15 protein-coding genes and 1 other RNA gene are annotated in these 17,826 nt (G+C 67.6%); 2 read left to right on the top strand and 14 right to left on the bottom strand.

Annotated elements, in window-relative coordinates:
• Nucleotides 1-43: 43 nt before the first annotated feature.
• The 13 genes from M5C98_RS03215 to M5C98_RS03275 all read right to left on the bottom strand — a co-directional run bounded on the left by M5C98_RS03215 (nt 44) and on the right by M5C98_RS03275 (nt 15,180).
• Nucleotides 44-1,759: an NAD(P)/FAD-dependent oxidoreductase gene (locus M5C98_RS03215; RefSeq protein WP_272550924.1), complete on the bottom strand. Its 1,716-nt coding sequence runs from the start codon at nt 1,757-1,759 to the stop codon at nt 44-46.
• A gap of 249 nt (nt 1,760-2,008) precedes the next feature.
• Nucleotides 2,009-2,809: an amino acid ABC transporter permease gene (locus M5C98_RS03220; protein WP_272550925.1), complete on the bottom strand. Its 801-nt coding sequence runs from the start codon at nt 2,807-2,809 to the stop codon at nt 2,009-2,011.
• A complete protein-coding gene (locus M5C98_RS03225) occupies nt 2,806-3,468 on the bottom strand; it encodes an ABC transporter permease subunit (RefSeq protein WP_272550926.1) in 663 nt (220 codons plus the stop codon). The genes M5C98_RS03220 and M5C98_RS03225 overlap by 4 nt, the downstream gene beginning before the upstream one ends.
• A 6-nt stretch (nt 3,469-3,474) precedes the next feature.
• A complete protein-coding gene (locus M5C98_RS03230; RefSeq protein ID WP_272550927.1) occupies nt 3,475-4,377 on the bottom strand; it encodes a glutamate ABC transporter substrate-binding protein in 903 nt (300 codons plus the stop codon).
• Between the two features lie 183 nt (nt 4,378-4,560).
• Nucleotides 4,561-5,682: a lysylphosphatidylglycerol synthase transmembrane domain-containing protein gene (locus M5C98_RS03235; protein WP_272550928.1), complete on the bottom strand. Its 1,122-nt coding sequence runs from the start codon at nt 5,680-5,682 to the stop codon at nt 4,561-4,563.
• Nucleotides 5,683-5,685: 3 nt separating this feature from the next.
• A complete protein-coding gene (clsB, locus tag M5C98_RS03240) occupies nt 5,686-6,927 on the bottom strand; it encodes a cardiolipin synthase ClsB (protein WP_272550929.1) in 1,242 nt (413 codons plus the stop codon).
• Nucleotides 6,927-7,691 (bottom strand): endonuclease/exonuclease/phosphatase family protein, encoded by a 765-nt coding sequence (locus tag M5C98_RS03245; RefSeq protein WP_272550930.1) that lies wholly within the window; start codon nt 7,689-7,691, stop codon nt 6,927-6,929. Before M5C98_RS03245 ends, clsB begins: the two co-directional genes overlap by 1 nt.
• Nucleotides 7,692-7,983: 292 nt before the next feature.
• On the bottom strand, nt 7,984-8,901 hold the full coding sequence (gene cysK / locus M5C98_RS03250) for a cysteine synthase A (protein WP_272550931.1): 918 nt from the start codon (nt 8,899-8,901) through the stop codon (nt 7,984-7,986).
• Between the two features lie 78 nt (nt 8,902-8,979).
• Complete coding sequence (gene rtcA / locus M5C98_RS03255; RefSeq protein WP_272550932.1) at nt 8,980-10,035, bottom strand: RNA 3'-terminal phosphate cyclase; 1,056 nt, start codon at nt 10,033-10,035, stop codon at nt 8,980-8,982.
• Nucleotides 10,029-10,892, bottom strand: a complete 864-nt coding sequence (locus M5C98_RS03260; RefSeq protein ID WP_272550933.1) for a nucleotidyltransferase domain-containing protein — start codon at nt 10,890-10,892, stop codon at nt 10,029-10,031. The genes rtcA and M5C98_RS03260 overlap by 7 nt, the downstream gene beginning before the upstream one ends.
• A gap of 102 nt (nt 10,893-10,994) precedes the next feature.
• A complete protein-coding gene (locus M5C98_RS03265) occupies nt 10,995-12,212 on the bottom strand; it encodes an RtcB family protein (RefSeq protein ID WP_272550934.1) in 1,218 nt (405 codons plus the stop codon).
• A gap of 53 nt (nt 12,213-12,265) precedes the next feature.
• Entirely contained in the window at nt 12,266-13,075 is an 810-nt protein-coding gene (locus M5C98_RS03270; RefSeq protein WP_272550935.1) for a hypothetical protein, read from the bottom strand.
• Nucleotides 13,076-13,626: 551 nt separating this feature from the next.
• Nucleotides 13,627-15,180, bottom strand: coding sequence for a vWA domain-containing protein (locus tag M5C98_RS03275; RefSeq protein WP_272550936.1), 1,554 nt, complete (start codon nt 15,178-15,180; stop codon nt 13,627-13,629).
• Nucleotides 15,181-15,397: 217 nt separating this feature from the next.
• Between M5C98_RS03275 and rtcR the strand changes: the two genes are divergently transcribed.
• Both rtcR and rnpB read left to right on the top strand, forming a co-directional pair.
• Entirely contained in the window at nt 15,398-17,017 is a 1,620-nt protein-coding gene (gene rtcR, locus M5C98_RS03280; RefSeq protein ID WP_272553138.1) for an RNA repair transcriptional activator RtcR, read from the top strand.
• 10 nt (nt 17,018-17,027) lie between these two features.
• An RNA gene (gene rnpB / locus M5C98_RS03285) (RNase P RNA component class A) lies at nt 17,028-17,467 on the top strand.
• Here rnpB and M5C98_RS03290 read toward each other — a convergent pair.
• Nucleotides 17,462-17,791: a hypothetical protein gene (locus M5C98_RS03290; protein WP_272550937.1), complete on the bottom strand. Its 330-nt coding sequence runs from the start codon at nt 17,789-17,791 to the stop codon at nt 17,462-17,464. The genes rnpB and M5C98_RS03290 overlap by 6 nt on opposite strands.
• Nucleotides 17,792-17,826 lie beyond the last annotated feature (35 nt).

Raw genomic sequence — 17,826 nt, forward strand, 5'->3', positions numbered from 1 at the left:
GCCCGGACCACGCCGGGCGCCGCGTGCAGGCGGTGGATGCGCGTCAGGCAAGCAGCGCGCGCGCCACGGCCTCGCCCACCTTGATGCCGTCCACCCCGGCTGAAAGAATCCCGCCCGCGTAGCTCGCGCCTTCGCCGGCCGGGTACAGGCCGGCGGTGTTCAGGCTCTGGAAGGCCTCGTTGCGCCCGATCTTGAGGGGCGACGAGGTGCGCGTTTCCACCCCGGTCAGCACCGCGTCGTGCATGTCGAAGCCCTTGATCTTCTTGCCGAAGGCCGGCAGCGCCTCGCGCAGGGCCTCGGTGGCGTAGCCGGGCAGGGCGGCATCGAGGTCGGTCAGCGTGACGCCGGGCTTGTACGACGGCTCCACGGAGCCCAGCGCCTTTGACGCGCGCCGCACCAGGAAATCGCCCACCAGCTGCGCGGGGGCGTTGTAGTTGCTGCCGCCCAGCACGTAGGCGTTCGACTCCAGCTGGCGCTGCAGCACGATGCCCGCCAGCGGGTGCGGCGTCGCGCCGGCCGCCAGCGCCTGCACGCCATAGGCGCCGCCCAGCGCGGCCTCGAACGCCGCAGGGTCGTGCGGATAGTCGTGCGGGTCGATGGCAACCACCATGCCGGCGTTGGCATTGCGCTCGTTGCGCGAATACTGGCTCATGCCGTTGGTGACCACGCGGTGAGGCTCGCTGGTGGCGGCCACCACCGTGCCGCCCGGGCACATGCAAAAGCTGTACACCGCGCGGCCATTGCCCGCGTGGTGCACCAGCTTGTAGTCGGCCGCGCCCAGCAGCGGGTGTCCGGCGTGCCGGCCCCAGCGCGCGCGGTCGATGAGCCCTTGCGGGTGTTCGATGCGAAAGCCCACCGAGAAGGGCTTGGCCTCCATGTGCACGCCGCGCTCGTACAGCATGGCGAAGGTGTCGCGCGAGCTGTGGCCCAGCGCCATCACCACGTGGTCGGCGCGCAGCGCATGCGTCTGGCCCGTGGCCTGGTCCAGCACCTGCAGGCCGCGCAGGTGGCGCTGGCCCGCCGCGTCCTGCTCGACCACCACGTCGGTCACGCGCTGCTGGAACCGCACCTCGCCGCCCAGCGCGATGATTTGCTCGCGCAGCGTCTCCACCACCTTGACGAGCTTGAACGTGCCGATGTGCGGGTGCGCCACCGAGAGGATCTCGGGCGGCGCACCGGCCTGCACGAACTCTTCCATGACCTTGCGGCCCAGGTGGCGTGGGTCCTTGATCTGGCTGTAGAGCTTGCCGTCGCTGAACGTGCCCGCGCCGCCCTCGCCGAACTGCACGTTCGACTCCGCCTGCAGCTCGCGCCGCCGCCAAAGGCCCCAGGTGTCCTGCGTGCGCTCGCGCACCGCGCGGCCGCGCTCCAGCACGATGGGCTTGAACCCCATCTGCGCCAGCACCAGCGCCGCGAAGATGCCGCAGGGCCCGAAGCCCACCACCACCGGCCGGTGCGCCAGCCCCGCGGGCGCCTGGCCCACGGGCCGCCAGGCCATGTCGGGCGTGGGCTGGATGTGCGGGTGCCCGGCGTGGCCCGCCAGCAGCGCGGCCTCCTGCGACGGGTCGGCCAGGGTGATGTCGATGATGTACACCGCCAGCAGCTCGGCCTTGCGCGCGTCGAAGCTGCGCTTGAAGACGTGGACGTGGGCGATGCCTTCGGGCGGCAGCGCCAGGATGCGGCAGGCGGCCGCGCGCAGCGCGGGCTCGGGCGTTTCGGCTGCGCCGAGCGGCAGCTTGATTTCGGACAGGCGGATCATGGCTTGCGGGCCCGTGTCGATCGGGCGAAGGGCAATGTCGGGGGGACCGGCATGATAAAGGAGGCCTGCGACGCCGGGCGGGCAGTGCGCAGCCACCCCGGGCAAGCCACCAAGACGATCGCTATTAAATTAATAGCGGTATGCCCTAGTGTCGATTGCGCTGGAGGCCTTTTTGGCTTGTATTGCTGCCGTGCCTTCCAATGGCCTGCCAGACCGTGACATCCCGGCAACCGAGCCGCCTGGCGACGGTCAATGCATCGGCCGGCCGAGCCGTTGGCTGGCCCTGGATATCGCGTAATTCACAAGGCAGTAAAGCGCCGCGACCACCAGATAGACGGGCACCAGCGAGTGGTAGTTGGCGATGAGCACCTTGGCGTTCTGCATGAGTTCGCCATAGGTGACGACGTAGCCGAAGGTGGTGTCCTTGACCACGATGACCAGTTGCGCGACCAGCGCCGGGACGATGTAGCGCAGCGCCTGGGGAAAGACGACGACAGTAAAAACCTGGGCCTCGGTCAGCCCCAGGCTTCGCGCCGCATCGGTCTGGCCGCGGGGAACGGCGAGCACGCCCGCGCGGTACACCTCGGCCACGACGGCGGCGGTGCTCAGGCCAATGGGCAGGGTCAGCATCCAGTAGGTGCTCAGCTTGATCCCGGCCGACGGCAGCACCAGAAAACACACATAGATGAGCAGCAGCGTCGGCGTGCCACGCAGGAACTCGATGACCGCGGTACTGGGCCAGCGCACGAGCCGCGACCTTGCCCGGCGGCCCACCATCAGCACCAGCCCGAGGGTCAGCGCGATGACGGCGGCCATGGCCGCCGAAGCCAGCGTGCCGAGCAGGCCTTTTGCCAGGAAGGCCCAGGTCGTGGGCCAGGCGAAGAATTTCCAGAACCGGGCGTCGAACTGCCCCGCGGAGTGGAACCGGAACGCGACCGCCGCCGCCAGCAGGAGCAGCAGGGCCGCTGCGGCCACGCTCGCCGCCCGCGCCACGGCCCGGGCCTGGGGGCTTGGCGCGCCGAACAGAATGTCTTCCAGCGGCCGGCTCATCGCAGGATTCGCACCTTCTTTTCCAGGGCGGCGCCAGCCCAGGCGATGAGCAATCCGGTCGCCACGTACATCGCGGCGGCCACCGCGAATGCGGCCATGCCGGCCGCGGAATCGTTGGCGATTTTCGACACGAGCGTGGTGAGTTCCCGGCCCGGAAACGGCACCTGCGACGCCAACGAGGTGGACAGCATCAGCGCGATGAGCAGCGAGGTCATCGGCTGCACCACCGCGCGCAGCGCCTGCGGCAACACCACCGCCGTGATGACGCGCACCGGCCGCATGCCCAGGCTGAGTGCCGCCTCCGCCTGGCCGCCGGCGACGGTGTTGATGCCCGTGCGCAGGTAGTCCGCCGTGAAGGCGGAACACACCAGCGCCAGCGTCAGGATCACGGCGGGCTCATAGTCGATCAGCACGTTGAGGTCGGGCAGCGCGAACACGATGAAGATCAGCAGCGCGACGCTGGGAATGTTGCGGAAGATCTCGACGTACCCGGTCAGGGCGAAGCGCAGCGGCGGCAGCGGCAGGAGCCGAAGCACCGTGACGAGCATGCCCAGCAAGAAGCCGGGCACGAACGACAGGACCGTGAGCTTCCAGGTCAGAAAAAGGGCCTGCCCGAAGGCAGGCCCATGGTCGGCCAGGAGCCTGGAAACCTCGCCCATCGTCGATCAGGGGAGGGCGGGCGGCGTCGGCACGGCGGTGCTGCCGGTGCGCTGGCCGATGGAAATGGTCCAGAGCTTGGCCCAGGTGCCGTCGGCTTCGATCTTTTTCAGGAAGGCATTGATGAAGGCCACGCCGTCCGAGCCCTTGGCGAGGCCGATGCCGTAGGGGTCCTGCGCACCGAAGGGCGTGCCCGCCAGCTTCGCGTCGCCGGTGCCCAGGCTCAGGGCGTTGAGCAGCAGCGTGTGGTCGGTCACGTAGGCATCCACGCGTCCCTGGCGCAGTGAGTCGAGGGCTTCCTGGTGCGTCTGGAACTCCTGCACGGTGGCCTTGGGGGCGAATTGCGCCAGGATCGCGGGCCCCGTGGAGCCCGCCTGCGTGGCGGTCTTCTTGCCGGCCAGATCGTTGTACGACTGGATCGTCTTGTTGTTCGCCTTGACCAGCACCCCGGCCTGCGAGGTGTAGTAGGGCCCTGCGAACGCAATCTTCTCGGCACGCGCGGGGGTGATGGAGTAGGTGGCGAGCACCATGTCCACCTGATCGTTGATGAGCACCTGCTCGCGCGTGGACGAGTTCACCTGCGTGAACTGCACCTTGGCCGCATCGCCCAGGATGTAGCGCGTCAGAAGCTGAGCCACGCCTGCGTCGAAGCCGCGCATCTTGCCGTCCTTCTCGTTGAGCAGCGAGAAAAGATTCGAGGTCTGCGTGCCGCCCAGGCGCAGGGTGCCGGCCTGCTTGATCTTGCTGGCCCAGGTGCTCGATGCGATGGTCGCCGCGTCGGCGACGGGGCCCTGCGCCACCAGCGCGTCGAACGCCGCTGCATTGATGGGCGTGCCCTGTGCGAAAAGCGACCCACTGGTGACGATTGTCAGCGCCACCACGGTGGATTTCAGAAGGGATTTGATCGGCATGCGGTCCTCTTGAATGGTGTGTTGCATCCGTCGATGTATAGCACGTATGGAATGCGCGAGCGGGCTCCGGTCCGTCTTCGCACCGGTTCGCCTGACGGGTTGAAACGCCAGTGCAGCCGGTCAAGAAAGGACGTGCGGCATCCATCGATTTGCTATCTAATTGGTAGCAATATGCCTTAGTGTTTATTGCGCTGGAGCCTTTTTTGATGCTTGGTCTTCGCAGTGGCCGCGGCGGCAGCGCCCAAGCCGGCGCCTGCCGAGCAATTCCACCCCGCCGAACGCCAGCGCAGCCAGTCCCAGGGGCAGGAAGAAGTACAGCGTGCGGTATGCCAGCACCGAGGCCAGCGCCTGCGGCGCGGGCAGGTAGGCGGACAGCACCGCCACGCCCACGGCCTCCAGCACGCCCAGCCCGGCGGGGATGCGCGAGATGAGCCCGGCCACCGCGCCCAGCAGCACCGTCGCCAGCGCGGCCGCGTAGGGCGCGCGCTGCCCGGTCAGCACCCACAGCGCCGCGCCCATCACCATCCAGTTGGCGGCCGACAGCGCCACCTGCAGCATGCCCACGGGCCAGCGCGGCATGGCGATGCGGTGCCCGCGCAGGTGCACGGGCCGGCCGTGGCGCAGTGCGCAGGCGGCCACATGGAGCAGGCTCATCGCCGTGAGGGCGGCGCCGATCCAGCGCAGGTGCTGCGGCCCGACGTGCCAGCCCTCGGGCAGTGGTGGCGACCACTGCCAGAACACCAGGCCCGCCAGGAAGAAATAGCCCAGCCAGTTGGTCAGGATGCTCATCCCGATCACCTGCCCGATGGCCCCCACCGACACGCCCTGCCGGGAGTAAAGGCGGTAGCGCACCGTCACCCCGCCGATGATCGACCCCAGATTCAGCGTGAACGGATAGGCGATGAGCGTGATGCCGACCGACCGCCCGGCCGACAGCCCGTGCCGTGTGTAGTAGCGTCCGAACAGATCGAAGGTGCTGTAGATCAGGTGGCTGGCCAGCGCCAGCGTGCCGCCCAGCAGCAGCACGGGCACCGGCAGGGCGAGGAACGAAGCCCAGACCGCGGGCCAGTCCACCGTGCGCGCCTGGCGCACCAGCAGCGAGACGACGAACAGCACGAAGGCCCCGCTGGCGATCGTCACGCCCCAGGGCCACCAGCGATGGGCGGTCAGGCGCCTCCACCGGGTGCTGGGGCGTGCCTTGCGGGCGGCACCCTGCCCAGCGCGGTCCGCATGGCCCTCGGGTGCTGGCGGGGCGGTCTCTTGGCCGGGCGCGGCGTGGTCCGGGGAGGGAGCCGCTCCTGCCATGGCTCAGGTGGCCGAAGGCCGGCGGCTGGTGTCGGGCGCAGAGGCGTCCGCAGCGGCACCGACCAGGGAGATTTCAGGCTCGTGGCGCGGCAGCCAGCCGGCCCAGGAGGGAAACCAGCGCATGACGTGGAACAGGAAATAGCTGCGCAGCAAACGCAGCCCGTCCCAGCGCGAGGGCGGCGTGGCCTCGACCTGGCGGCAACTGTGCTGCATCAGGTGGTCGAGCCGCTCGTAGAGCGTCGCGTTGAAGTCCTTGTCGCGGATCACCACATTCGCCTCCAGGTTGAGCGACAGGCTCAATGGGTCGAGGTTGCTGGAGCCGACGGTGGACCATTCGCCGTCCACCAGCGCGACCTTGCCGTGCAGCGGCCGGTCGCAGTATTCGTAGATGCGCACGCCGGCGCGCAGCAGGTGGTCGTAGAGCATGCTGGCCGCCGTGCGCACGATGGGCATGTCGGGCTGGCCCTGCAGGATGAGCCGCACGTCCACCCCCCGGCGCGCCGCGCGGCGCATCTCGCGAATGAATCGGTAGCCGGGAAAGAAGTAGGCGTTGGCGATCACCACGCGCTCGCGCGCCGCGCGCAGGGCCACGCGGTAGTGGCGCTCGATGTCGTTGGTGTGGTTGTGGTTGTCGCGCGTGACGAAGATGGCGTCCGCCGTGCCGGCGCGCGGCAGTTCCGGGACCGCGTTTGACTCCTGGCGGCGGCGCCGCCGCGGCTTGGGCGGCGGCATGACGGCATCGCGCGCGAAGCGCAGCATGTGGGCGACGATGGGCCCGCGCACCTCGACCGAATAGTCCTGCTTGGCCTCGGGCCCGTAGTCGGCCACGTGGTCGGCGGAATAGTTGATGCCGCCGATGAAGCCGATCTCGCCGTCCACCACCACGATCTTGCGGTGCATGCGCCGCAGCACGTTCAGCCGCTGCCCGAACAGGCGGCGGCCCGGGTCGAAGATGCGAAACCGCACGCCAGCGTTCACCAGTTCGCCGATGAAATCTTCCGGCAGGTCGGGCGAGCCGAAGCCGTCCACCAGCACGTGCACCTCGGCGCCGTTGCGCGCGGCCTGCAGCAGCGCGGCATGCAGCTCGCGGCCGATCTTGTCGTCGAAGAGGATGAAGGTTTCCAGGATCACCTCGCGCCGCGCCTGCGCAATGGCCTCGAACACGCGGGGAAAGAACCCCTCGCCGTTCTCCAGCAGCGTGAAGTGGTTGCCGGGCACCCAGCGGGACGGGCGGGGGCGCTGCATCACAGCGAAATCTCCGCGGCCAGGGGCGCGTGGTCCGACAGCTTGTGCCAGGGCTTGCGCGGCAGCACCACGGGGGCGTGCACCGAGGCGTTGCGCACGTAGATGCGGTCCAGCGCCAGCAGCGGCATCGATGCCGGGAAGGTGCGCACCGCCTTGCCGCGCGCATGCATGAACACTTCATGCAGGCCCGCGCCTTCGCGCAGCACATCGTGCGCACGGCCGCGCCAGTCGTTGAAGTCGCCTGCCACCACCACCGGGTCTTCGGCCGGGAACGTGGCCACCAGTTCGCACACGCGCTTGAGCTGGCGCTGGCGGTGTGCCTCCTGCAGGCCCAGGTGCACGCAGATGGCATGCACCTGCCGGGGGTGGCCCGGGGGCTGCAGCACGCAGTGCAGCATGCCGCGCCGCTCGGGGCCGCTCACGGAGATGTCGTGGTTTTCGTAGTGGACGATGGGGAACTTGGACAGCAGCGCGTTGCCGTGGTGGCCGTTGTCGTACACCGCATTGCGGCCGTAGGCGTATTGCCCCCAGATGGTGTCGGCCAGGAATTCGTAGTGCGGCTCCTGCGGAAAATTGGCCACGCGCCCGGCGTGCCGCTGGTGGGTGCCCAGCACTTCCTGCAGGAAGACCAGGTCGGCCGACACGCCGCGAACGGCTTCGCGCAGTTCGTGCAGCATGAAGCGGCGGTTGAAGGTGGTGAAGCCCTTGTGCACGTTCACGGTGAGCACCTTGAAGGCAACGGGAGAGGCGGTGGATGGTTCCATGGGGCAATCAATGAACGCGGGGGAGGGAGCGAGAACCGGTCCGAAAAGCCCGGTGGAAGGCTGGGCCCCGCATGGGCTTTGATTGTTTCGATGGCAGTCCGGCTGGGCTGTAGGACGGCTGGCCGAACACTTGTGACCCGATGGCGGCGCAAGCGCAGAGTGCGTCCTGCAGGGCGTTCGCAGGGGCTGCGGCCCAAAGCTCGCCCGCACCTGAGAAACCGCGCCATGGCGATCCGGTGGCAAAGCGCGCGCTACCCCAAGGGACAGGGCAGCGCGCAGCCCAGAATCCGCTTCAAGAGGGCAGGAAGCCTTCGACCGACAGGTAGCGCTCGCCCGTGTCGTAGTTAAAGCCCAGCACCTTGGCGCCGGCGGGCAGCTCGGGCAGCTTCTGTGCGATGGCGGCCAGCGTGGCCCCGGAGGAAATGCCCACCAGCAGGCCTTCCTCGCGCGCGGCGCGGCGGGCGTATTCGCGGGCGGGCTCGGCATCGACCTGGATCACGCCGTCGAGCAGGCTGGTGTCGAGGTTCTTGGGCACGAAGCCCGCACCGATGCCCTGGATCGGGTGCGGCGCCGGCTGGCCGCCGGAGATCACGGGCGAGGCGACGGGCTCCACCGCGAAAATCTTGAGCGCTGGAAACTTCGCCTTCAGCACGCGGCCCACGCCCGTGAGGTGGCCGCCCGTGCCCACGCCGGTGATCAGCGCGTCCAGGCCATCGGGAAAGTCCGCCAGCACTTCCTGCGCCGTGGTGCGCACATGCACGTCGATGTTGGCGGGGTTCTCGAACTGCTGCGGCACCCAGGCGCCGGGGGTCTGCGCGCGCAGTTCCTCGGCGCGGGCGATGGCGCCCTTCATGCCCTTTTCGCGCGGGGTGAGGTCGAACTGCGCACCGTAGGCGAGCATGAGGCGGCGGCGCTCGATGCTCATGCTGTCGGGCATCACCAGGATGAGCCGGTAGCCCTTCACGGCCGCCACCAGGGCCAGGCCGATGCCCGTGTTGCCCGACGTGGGCTCGATGATCGTGCCGCCGGGCTGCAGCGCGCCGGTGCGTTCCGCGTCTTCCACCATCGACAGGGCGATGCGGTCCTTGATCGAACCGCCGGGGTTGCTGCGCTCGGACTTCACCCACACGTTGGCGCCCGCGCCGAACAGGCGGTTGATACGCACATGGGGCGTGTTGCCGATGGTTTGCAGGATGTTCTCGACTTTCATGGCGTCTCCAGGTTGGACAGGGTATGGGACAGGCAAAAAAACATTTTGGCCCATGCCTACGACACTCCGCGCATATGGTTATGCCGGCGATGCGGCTTTCTCGATGTCGATGCGCGTGGCACCCGGGCACGGTGCCATGGCGATGCGCACCGGCAGGCACTGCGCGATGACCTGCGCATTCGTGCTGGCATGCGGGGTGATCGCCTCGGCCGTGTAGCTGGCATTCTTGCCGCTGCGCCAGACGGCGAGGGCCAGCGGCAGCATCCACTGGTCCGCCAGGTGCGGGCCGACGGCGCCCCGGCTGCGCTCGAAAGAACGCACCTCGCCGGCCAGCTGGCGCGCCACCTGTTCGGCCGGCATGCCGCGCTCGCCCAGCGCGCAGAACACCTCGGTCACCTCGGCATGCTCCAGCACCGCCAGCAGGGCGTTGCCCGGGCCTTCGTTCTGCCGCGCGGGCGGAATGCGCCAGGGGTCGTCGCCATCGCTCCAATCCAGTTGCTGGCGCAGCGCCGCCAGCTCGCGCACTGCGATGCCGCGGGCCAGCCCCGGCACCAGGGCCTCGGCCCAGGCGCTGCGGCGCGCGCCGCGGTCCAGCAGGTCGAACGGCGCCAGCGGGCCGGCCGCGGGCGTGATGGCCGCGTGCACCTCGCCGCCGCCCGCGGGATAGAAGCCCCGGCGCCGCAGCGTGAGGTCCAGTCCCACGCCCAGGCGCCGCACCATCGGCGCGAAGGCCCGCTGCACAAAGTCGAACGGGGGCGCCATGGGGTTGTGCGTGCCGCCCGACAGCTGCACCCGGCTGGGTGCGCCAGCCAGCATCAGCGCGGGCAGCACGGTCTGCAGCACCAGCAGGCAGCTACCTGCTCCGGCAATCGAGAAGGCGTAGTCGCCCGCCTGCACTGGGCCGGGCGTGAACTGCAGCGCCTGCGATCCCAGTTCCGCCCCTTGCGCCTGTCCGCCGCAGACCTGCACCGCCGCCTGCACGCAGGCCAGGTGCTGGCGCATCAGTCCCGGCTTGGGCCGGCCCGCGCGGATGCGGTCGATGCGCAGCGGCCGGCCGGTCACCATGGACAGCGCCAGGCCGGTGCGCAGGATCTGCCCGCCGCCTTCGCCGTGGGAGCCGTCGAGGGTCAGCATGGCGCGGGCCTTTCGGCGCCGCCATGGGCAGGATCGAAGCGCAGCACCGTGTCGTGCAGCAGGGCGTCCAGCCCGGCATGCCCGGCAATGGGCAGGGCCTGCACCGGCTGCGCCGCATTGGCGGCCAGTTCGGCCTCGATGAATGCGTGCACGCCCGGCCAGCGCGGGCTGGTGGCGGACTCGTTCGCGCGCATCTTCACCGCCAGCAGGGCGTTGATCTCTTCGATGAGCGCTGCGTCGCGTTGCGCATCCAGCGTGTGCTGGGCCAGCTCGGCAAAGCGCATGGGCGGCACGCCGGGGCGCGTGCGGATCCATCGCGCCGCCAGCAGCGGGCGCAACACGTACAGGTATTTCTTGTAGCGCACGACGTCGGCCTGCAGGTGCTCGCGGAAGTTCTTCTTGGCCATGGAGGCGTAGTGGTGCCACGCCTTGGCATTGGAGAACACCCGTGCCGCCAGGGCGCGCACCTGGGCCATCGTGTCTGCCGCCTCGCGGTACACGATGGGCGAGCGCAGCCACTCCAGCAGCGTGGGGTTCGATTCGCGCATCAGCCCGAGCGCCTTGCGCAGGTCCCAGCCGTTGATGTCCAGATCGCCGCTGATCGGCACCTCGATCACATCGCGCCCTGGCGATACCGTGAGGTACCAGGGCAGCCGGTTCACGTACAGAAAACGCACGTCGTAGTCGCTGTCGGGCGATGCGAAGCCCCAGCCCCGGCTGCCCGATTCGCAGGCGAACAGGATGGTGACGTGATGTTGCGCCTCGATATCGCGCAGCGCATCCATGATCTGCGCGCGCATGGCTGGCTCGATGGGGTGGGCGGAACGAAGCAGTTCCTGGGGTTCTATCTTTTGCATAAAAAATGCCTTCTGCGCACGTTCCCCGTGCTTTGGCAGCTATCAAATGGTTGTTGCCATGGTGGGCGGTCGCCTGGTGCACGCCAGAGTTTGGCGCGTGCGCTATCCCTTCACGCACACCACCTGCTTGAGCGTGTACACCACCTCCACCAGGTCTTCCTGCGCGGCCATCACGGCGTCGATGTCCTTGTAGGCCATCGGGATCTCGTCGATCACATCGGCGTCCTTGCGGCATTCCACCCCTTCGGTGGCGGCGATCTGGTCGGCAATGGTGTAGAGCTTCTTGGCCTTGGTGCGGCTCATCTTGCGGCCCGCGCCGTGGCTGCAGCTCATGAAGCTCTCGGGGTTGCCCTTGCCGCGCACGATGAAGCTCTTGGCGCCCATGCTGCCGGGAATGATGCCCAGCTCGCCCGCCTTGGCGCTCACCGCGCCCTTGCGGGTGATGAGCACGTCTTCGCCGAAATGCGTCTCGCGGCTCACGTAGTTGTGGTGGCAGTTCACCGCCTCGACATGGGCCTCGAAGGGCTTGGCGATCACCTGGCGGGCGGCCGCGATCACGCGCTGCATCATCACCTCGCGGTTGGCCCGCGCGAACTTCTGCGCCCAGCCCACGGCGCGCACGTAGTCGCCGAAATACCGGGCGCCTTCCTCGAAATACGCCAGGTCCTGGTCGGGCAGGTTGCGCTGGTGCAGCTCGGCATCCTTCTTGGCCAGCTCGATGAAGTGCGTGCCGATGGCGTTGCCCACCCCGCGCGAGCCCGAATGCAGCATGAACCACACGCCACCGTGTTCGTCCAGGCACACCTCGATGAAGTGGTTGCCGGTGCCCAGCGTTCCCAGGTGCTTGTGGTGGTTGGTGCTGGCAAAGCGCGGGTAGTCCTCGCAGATCGCGTCGAACTCGCCCTTCAGGGCGGCCCAGGCCGCATCGCTCTCATCGGGCGGCGTTTCCCACGAGCCCTTGTCGCGGCCCATGCGGCGCGGGTTGCTGCCGTGCGGCACGGCCTTTTCGATCGCAGAGCGCAGCGGGCCCAGGTTGTCGGGCAGGTCGTTGGCGTGCAGCGTGGTCTTGCACGCCATCATTCCGCAGCCGATGTCCACGCCCACGGCGGCCGGGATGATGGCCTTGAAGGTGGGGATCACCGATCCCACCGTGGCGCCGATGCCGTAGTGCACATCGGGCATGGCGGCCACGTGCTTGAACACGATGGGCAGGCGGGCCGCGTTTTCCAGTTGCTTCTGGGCTTCGTCTTCCACGGGGACGCCCTGGGTCCACATCTTGATGGGGACGCCGTTTTCCACATTGCGTTGCAGGTAGGTCATTTGGTTTTCCTTCTTGTGTTGTCGTCTGTTCGTTGTCGATGTGCGGGTGGCAGCTATTCGCTGATCACGTCGAATACCGCTTCGAGAATCTGTCGCGGGCCCATGTGCGATCCGCAGCCACATGGCTGGGGGCCTTCCAGAGCCTGCGCATCGATGGCCAGGATCTTCCGGGAAAAGCGCTGGCGGTGGCCTGCATCGAGCAGCCAGTCCTTCATCGTGGTCTGGAACTCCGGCCGGTCTTCGGAAAATGCGTTCTGAATCCGCTGCTTGCCCCAGAAATCCCAGTAGCTGCCGTCGGCGTAGTGCAGCACGGCACTCGCACGATCGTCTTGCAGCCAGTGGGCGAGCAGCGGTGCGATGGCGATGCCTCCGATGTGGAACATCAGCAGGATGTCGAATGCGTTGGCGCCATGGAACGGGCTGGGCTCCTGCGCACTGCGGCCCAGCCCTTCGCGAAAGAACGCCAGTGCGAACGCATCCACGGCAGCGCGCTCGGGGCGAGACAGCGCATCGGCAGGGCAGCGGCCCAGACGGTCCAGGTACAGCTCGGTCGAGTGGTGCAGCTCTTCGCCCTGGGCCAGCAGTTCCAGCATGCGCGGAAGAAGGTACAGCATCTCTTCCGCCGGCTGCTCGCTGCTCTTGGCAGAGCTGTTGTATTCGTAGAAATGGCGGGCCGTTATTTCGCGCAGGGGCAGGCGCCGCATCTCGCGTTCCATGGCCTCGTCCATGCAGCAGCCCGTGCACACGTCCAGCATCTGCGTTGGCGGGCCATGGCGCTGGAAGGCGGCATAGGCGGCATCCACTGCCTCGCGCAGGGCGGACGGCAGCGTGGCGGCCTGCGCTGCGGGGGCATTCGGTTTCATCGTGTTCTTTCCTGTTCGGTTCATCGTGGGGCGCTGCCCTGCAGGGCGCATTCAAAAAATGAGGTGACAAGGGGTGGCGGGTTTGTGCAATTGAGCTACCTGCCGAAGCAGGCCGGGGGTCGAACCCGGAACCTTCAGGACCCGAGGGCCCCGACGCTCTACCTGTAAACCCGCCTGCATTCACCTCGCAAACAAAAAAAAGCAGCGACAAGGATCGACGAAACGTCGTGCTCTACCACTGAGCTACGGCCTTTCGACCGGCGGGATTCGAACCCGCGACCACGAGAGTCATAGTCTGTAGTTCCGTCCGCATTCGCTGCAAAAAACAGTGCGACAAAGGTGGCAAGACATGGACCACGCCGCGGTGCGGCGCTGGGATTCGAACCCCGGTCCCTCCAGATGTAGTCCTGCCTGCATTCGCACATTCATTCATCGATGCCATTCCCGTTCGGCGACAAACCGGCGGTGCGACCGGGATGTAGTCACACCTGCATTCGCCGAACGACAACGGTCATTCATCATTCATTCCCGGGGCGGGTGCCGTGAATTGGTCAGATCGGGGTTTCCTCGATCACGCCGACCCAGTGCTCCGCGCCCATACCCCCCGCGGCGTACACCGCCAGCAGCTTGAACACTTCGTCGCTGAAGCCGCCGATGTTCAGCACATCGGGCTGCTCCTGCACCTGCGTCGTTGCGCAGGGCTGGATGTCGATGCACACCAGCCGGGCCGCCGGGTTGCGCTGCTTGAAAGCAGCCCACTCCTGCATCGTCGCGGTCCCCCGGCCCCGTGCACGGTCGGCCCACGATTCGTTGTCGGACACCAGCACCACCAGATCGGCCTGCGCCTTCTCGCGGTTCAGCAAAGCCAGCGGTGCGCTGCACGACGTTCCGCCGCCTCCCACCGCGGCCAGCTTGGCCGCATTGGTCATGACCGAATCGCGGGGATTCAGTGGCAGCGGTACTACCTTCGTTTCGAAGGGCAGCACACGCGCATCCGCATTGCGGCGCAGCACGGCGGCGGCCACCAGGGCGGCCACGTCGATGCACCGCACCGCGGAAGTCGCCGAGCCCCGGTGGCCCGTCACGGGCGAACCCATGGAGCCCGACACGTCGGGGCACACCACCACGCGGCCTTCGAACTGCGGCACATTGGCCAGCGCGAGCTCCATCGCATCCTGCAGCGCTTCCTTCACCACAAGCGGCACGTCGGCGCCGCAGGCGGTGTACGCGGCCATCAACTGGTACGGCAGCACACGGGCCTTGGCCACGGCCTGCGGGTCACGCAGCTTGGCGGCCACGGCATCTGCCAGGCCTGGCAGCGCGAACACGCCATGCCGGGCAAAGGTGTTCAGGTTCTGGCGCACCATCTGCCACGAGCCGCGCTGCGCGATCGCGGCCCAGGCGGCTGCGTCCAGCTCCAGCGCGGTCAGCATCTGGAACGGCACGTCGGGCACGGGCTGCGTGCGGTCTTGCTTGAAGCGCTCGAAGGCCTGCGTCAGTGGGGGCAATGCCTCCTGCGCATAAGGGCGGCCGATCAGCCAGGCGAACCACGCGGCGCGCCAGGCTTCGGCGGGCTTCGGGTGCACCATCTTCACCACGTCGGCCAGCGATGGCGTGTTGCCCACGGCGGCGTTCAGCAGTTGCGCCTCGGTGGCGTCGAGCAGCCATTGCTGCACCAGTTTTTTCGGACGCGTGCCGAGCGATTTGCGGCCCACTGCGCCGGAGCGCAGCATCTGCACGAAATTGCGCAGCATCTTGCCGTTGTCGATCACGCGGCCGAACACCTGGGCCAGCACGGAAACGTCGCGCACCGCCAGCGTGGCCGCCAGCAGGGCCGGCATGTCTTTCATGGAGCCGGCACGGCGCGCATACAGGGCCGTCTTCGCCACGAACACCGGATCGACTTCACGGGCCAGTGCCTGAACGGCGTCGAGCTGGTCTTGCGCCTGGGCGTAGAAGGTGCTGTGGAGGCAGCCGGTGGCAGCCAGCTGCGCCAGTTGGTGCTTGGGCGACAGGGCGTAAGCCGCGCCACCGGCCAGGTTGCGCACAGTGGCAGCGGGGAGCAGGGTGCCGCGCAGCGTCTGGAAGAGCGGGTTGTTGGCCATGTGTTTTTGCTCCGTTCGGTTGTTCTTGGTTCGGTTGTATTTGTGACTTGCCATACCTACTGCAACGGATGTGCCAACTTGGGTGTTGCGTTGGTGTTGGTTTTGCTAATTCATTGATTTAATTGGATTTTTTGGTGTTGTCTCCGTTTTTCAGGATGCAGGCTGAGGCGTAGAATGCTTCTATTTTTATAAATTGAGCTAGTTTTTTATCTGAATGATGAAGAAGCAAAACGTGGTGATCGGCTTTCTGGGTACCCAGCTCGACTCGGGCAAGGGGGCGGGGCGCTGGGAGAAATGGCGCCCGACGCTTTCGCTGGTGCAGCACGACGATGTGGTCGTCGCGCGGATGGAGTTGTTCTATACCCCGCCCCACCGTGAACTGGCCGAGCGGGTGCGCACCGACATAAACGCGGCTTCACCCGAAACCACGGTGGCGCTGGTGCCCCTCGACATTGCCGACCCCTGGGACTTCGGCGAGGTCTATGCCAAGCTCTTCGACTGGACGCAGGGCTACGCTTTCGACACCGAGCGCGAGGAGTACTGGACGCACATCACCACCGGCACGCACGTGGCGCAGATCTGCCTGTTCCTTCTGGTGGAGTCGCGGCGCATTCCCGGCGTGCTCGCCCAGACGTCGCCCCCGAAGCGCCAGCAGGCGGGAGATCCCGGCAGCTACGCGCTGATCGACCTGGACCTGTCACGCTACGACGTGATCGCCCAGCGCTTTGGCGCCGAGCAGCGCGATGCGGTGGACTTTCTCAAGAGCGGCATCGCCACGCGCAATACCCGTTTCAATGCGCTGATCGAAGAGGTGGAGCGGGTGGCGGTGCGATCGCGCGCACCCATCCTCTTCACCGGTCCGACTGGCGCGGGCAAGTCGCATCTGGCGCGGCGCATGTTTGAACTGAAGAAAGCCCGCCACCAGGTGGAGGGCGAATTCGTGGATGTGAACTGCGCCACGCTGCAGGGCGACGGCGCGGCGTCCACGCTGTTCGGGCACAAGAAGGGCGCCTTCACCGGCGCGGCAGCGGACCGGGCGGGCTTGCTGCGCACGGCCCACAAGGGCGTGCTGTTTCTCGACGAGATCGGCGAACTGGGCGTGGACGAGCAGGCCATGCTGCTCAAGGCCGTGGAGGAAAAGCGCTTCTATCCCATGGGCAGCGACCGCGAGGTGGCCAGCGATTTCGAGCTGATCGCCGGCACCAACCGCGACCTGCGGGCCGAGGTGGCGGCCGGGCGTTTTCGCGAAGACCTGTACGCGCGCATCAACCTGTGGAGCTACCAGTTGCCGGGCCTGGCCCAGCGGCCCGAGGACATCGAGCCCAATGTGGACCACCTGCTGGCGCGATGCGGCGTGGAGCTGGGCCGCACGGTGCGTCTGTCGGCCGAGGCGCGGGCGGTGTACCTGCGCTATGCGCAGTCTCCCGAGGCGCTGTGGAGCGGCAACTTCCGCGACCTGTCGGCCAGCGCCACCCGCCTGGCCACGTTGGCCGAGGGCGGGCGCATCGGTCTGCCCCTGGTGGAGGCGGAAATCGCGCGCCTGCAGTGGCTGTGGCAACCTCTCGGTCCGGCAGACCGCGGCCAGGATGGCGATGCGGTGGACCTGGCCGCACTGCTGGGCGAGCCGCAGGTGCAGTCCATGGACCTTTTCGACCAGTTGCAGCTAGCGGCCGTGCTGCGTGTGTGCCGCGGGGCGCGCACGCTGTCGGATGCAGGGCGGCAGCTGTTCCAGGCGTCGCGCTCGCAGCGCGCGGTCGTCAACGATGCGGACCGCCTGCGCAAATACCTGGCGCGATTCGGTCTGGACTGGGAGCAGGCCCGCAGCGGTGGACGATAATCGCCCCCGTGAAGCGCGCCAGACCGCCGCTGGTGCAATCTGGGAAACCAGGCACTGGAGGAACGTCCGGACTGCACAGGACAGCGTAGCAGCTAACGGCTGCCCACCGTGAGGTGAGGATCAGAGCAACAGAGACGAGTCTTAGCAGGCACAAGCCACCGAAGGTGTTCTATCGGTCACCCGCGCAAGCGGGTACGGCTGGCGCAAGCCAGACGGTTTGCGGCGAAAGCCGCAAAGACCATAGCCGCCCGAAGCGGGCAGCGCCTGCTTCGGGTGAAACGGGCAATCTCTACGCGCAGCAATACCAAGTAGGCCAGCGTTGATGTGGTTCCGCAGAGCTGGCGGGTAGGTAGCATCGAGCCGTGGTGGCGACACCCGGCCCAGAGTAATGGCGGTCACGCCGCGGGCAACCGCGGTGCACAGAATCCGGCTTATCGGCGCGCTTCACACTTTGAATTCCATTCCGATCCCTTGGCCCGGCAGGCGCTGAGGCGAATCGGCGCCATCCCCGCGTGGGTCTGGCCGCACCTTGAACGCCTTGGCATGAATGCCCTTTTTCATAGGGGCCCGCTCTGCCGCAGGACCGGGCGCTGCTTTGGGTTCGGCCACGCGCGTTTCTCTTCCCGCGATTTCTCTCTTTGAAATCGGCGCCTTCGCTTTGGCTCCCTTTGCAGGCGCCACAGGCCTTCCGTGTTTTTCTTCCCCTCGTCGCTCAGCGCAGGCACTGAGTTCGCGCCCGCCGCGCCGTTTCTCTGCCTTCAGTTCATCCGGCATGCGCCTCTGGCCGGCTTTCAGAACGCTTCAGAAGT

It is taken from the genome of Acidovorax sp. NCPPB 3576, assembly GCF_028473605.1.
Lineage (GTDB): Bacteria > Pseudomonadota > Gammaproteobacteria > Burkholderiales > Burkholderiaceae_C > Paracidovorax.

Bases quoted from the DNA above. Each gene is read 5' to 3' on its own strand.
- M5C98_RS03215 (WP_272550924.1), bottom strand. From the start codon at position 1,759: ATGATCCGCCTGTCCGAAATCAAGCTGCCGCTCGGCGCAGCCGAAACG.
- M5C98_RS03220 (WP_272550925.1), bottom strand. From the start codon at position 2,809: ATGAGCCGGCCGCTGGAAGACATTCTGTTCGGCGCGCCAAGCCCCCAG.
- M5C98_RS03225 (WP_272550926.1), bottom strand. From the start codon at position 3,468: ATGGGCGAGGTTTCCAGGCTCCTGGCCGACCATGGGCCTGCCTTCGGG.
- M5C98_RS03230 (WP_272550927.1), bottom strand. From the start codon at position 4,377: ATGCCGATCAAATCCCTTCTGAAATCCACCGTGGTGGCGCTGACAATC.
- M5C98_RS03235 (WP_272550928.1), bottom strand. From the start codon at position 5,682: ATGGCAGGAGCGGCTCCCTCCCCGGACCACGCCGCGCCCGGCCAAGAG.
- clsB (WP_272550929.1), bottom strand. From the start codon at position 6,927: ATGCAGCGCCCCCGCCCGTCCCGCTGGGTGCCCGGCAACCACTTCACG.
- M5C98_RS03245 (WP_272550930.1), bottom strand. From the start codon at position 7,691: ATGGAACCATCCACCGCCTCTCCCGTTGCCTTCAAGGTGCTCACCGTG.
- cysK (WP_272550931.1), bottom strand. From the start codon at position 8,901: ATGAAAGTCGAGAACATCCTGCAAACCATCGGCAACACGCCCCATGTG.
- rtcA (WP_272550932.1), bottom strand. From the start codon at position 10,035: ATGCTGACCCTCGACGGCTCCCACGGCGAAGGCGGCGGGCAGATCCTG.
- M5C98_RS03260 (WP_272550933.1), bottom strand. From the start codon at position 10,892: ATGCAAAAGATAGAACCCCAGGAACTGCTTCGTTCCGCCCACCCCATC.
- M5C98_RS03265 (WP_272550934.1), bottom strand. From the start codon at position 12,212: ATGACCTACCTGCAACGCAATGTGGAAAACGGCGTCCCCATCAAGATG.
- M5C98_RS03270 (WP_272550935.1), bottom strand. From the start codon at position 13,075: ATGAAACCGAATGCCCCCGCAGCGCAGGCCGCCACGCTGCCGTCCGCC.
- M5C98_RS03275 (WP_272550936.1), bottom strand. From the start codon at position 15,180: ATGGCCAACAACCCGCTCTTCCAGACGCTGCGCGGCACCCTGCTCCCC.
- rtcR (WP_272553138.1), top strand. From the start codon at position 15,398: ATGAAGAAGCAAAACGTGGTGATCGGCTTTCTGGGTACCCAGCTCGAC.
- M5C98_RS03290 (WP_272550937.1), bottom strand. From the start codon at position 17,791: ATGCCGGATGAACTGAAGGCAGAGAAACGGCGCGGCGGGCGCGAACTC.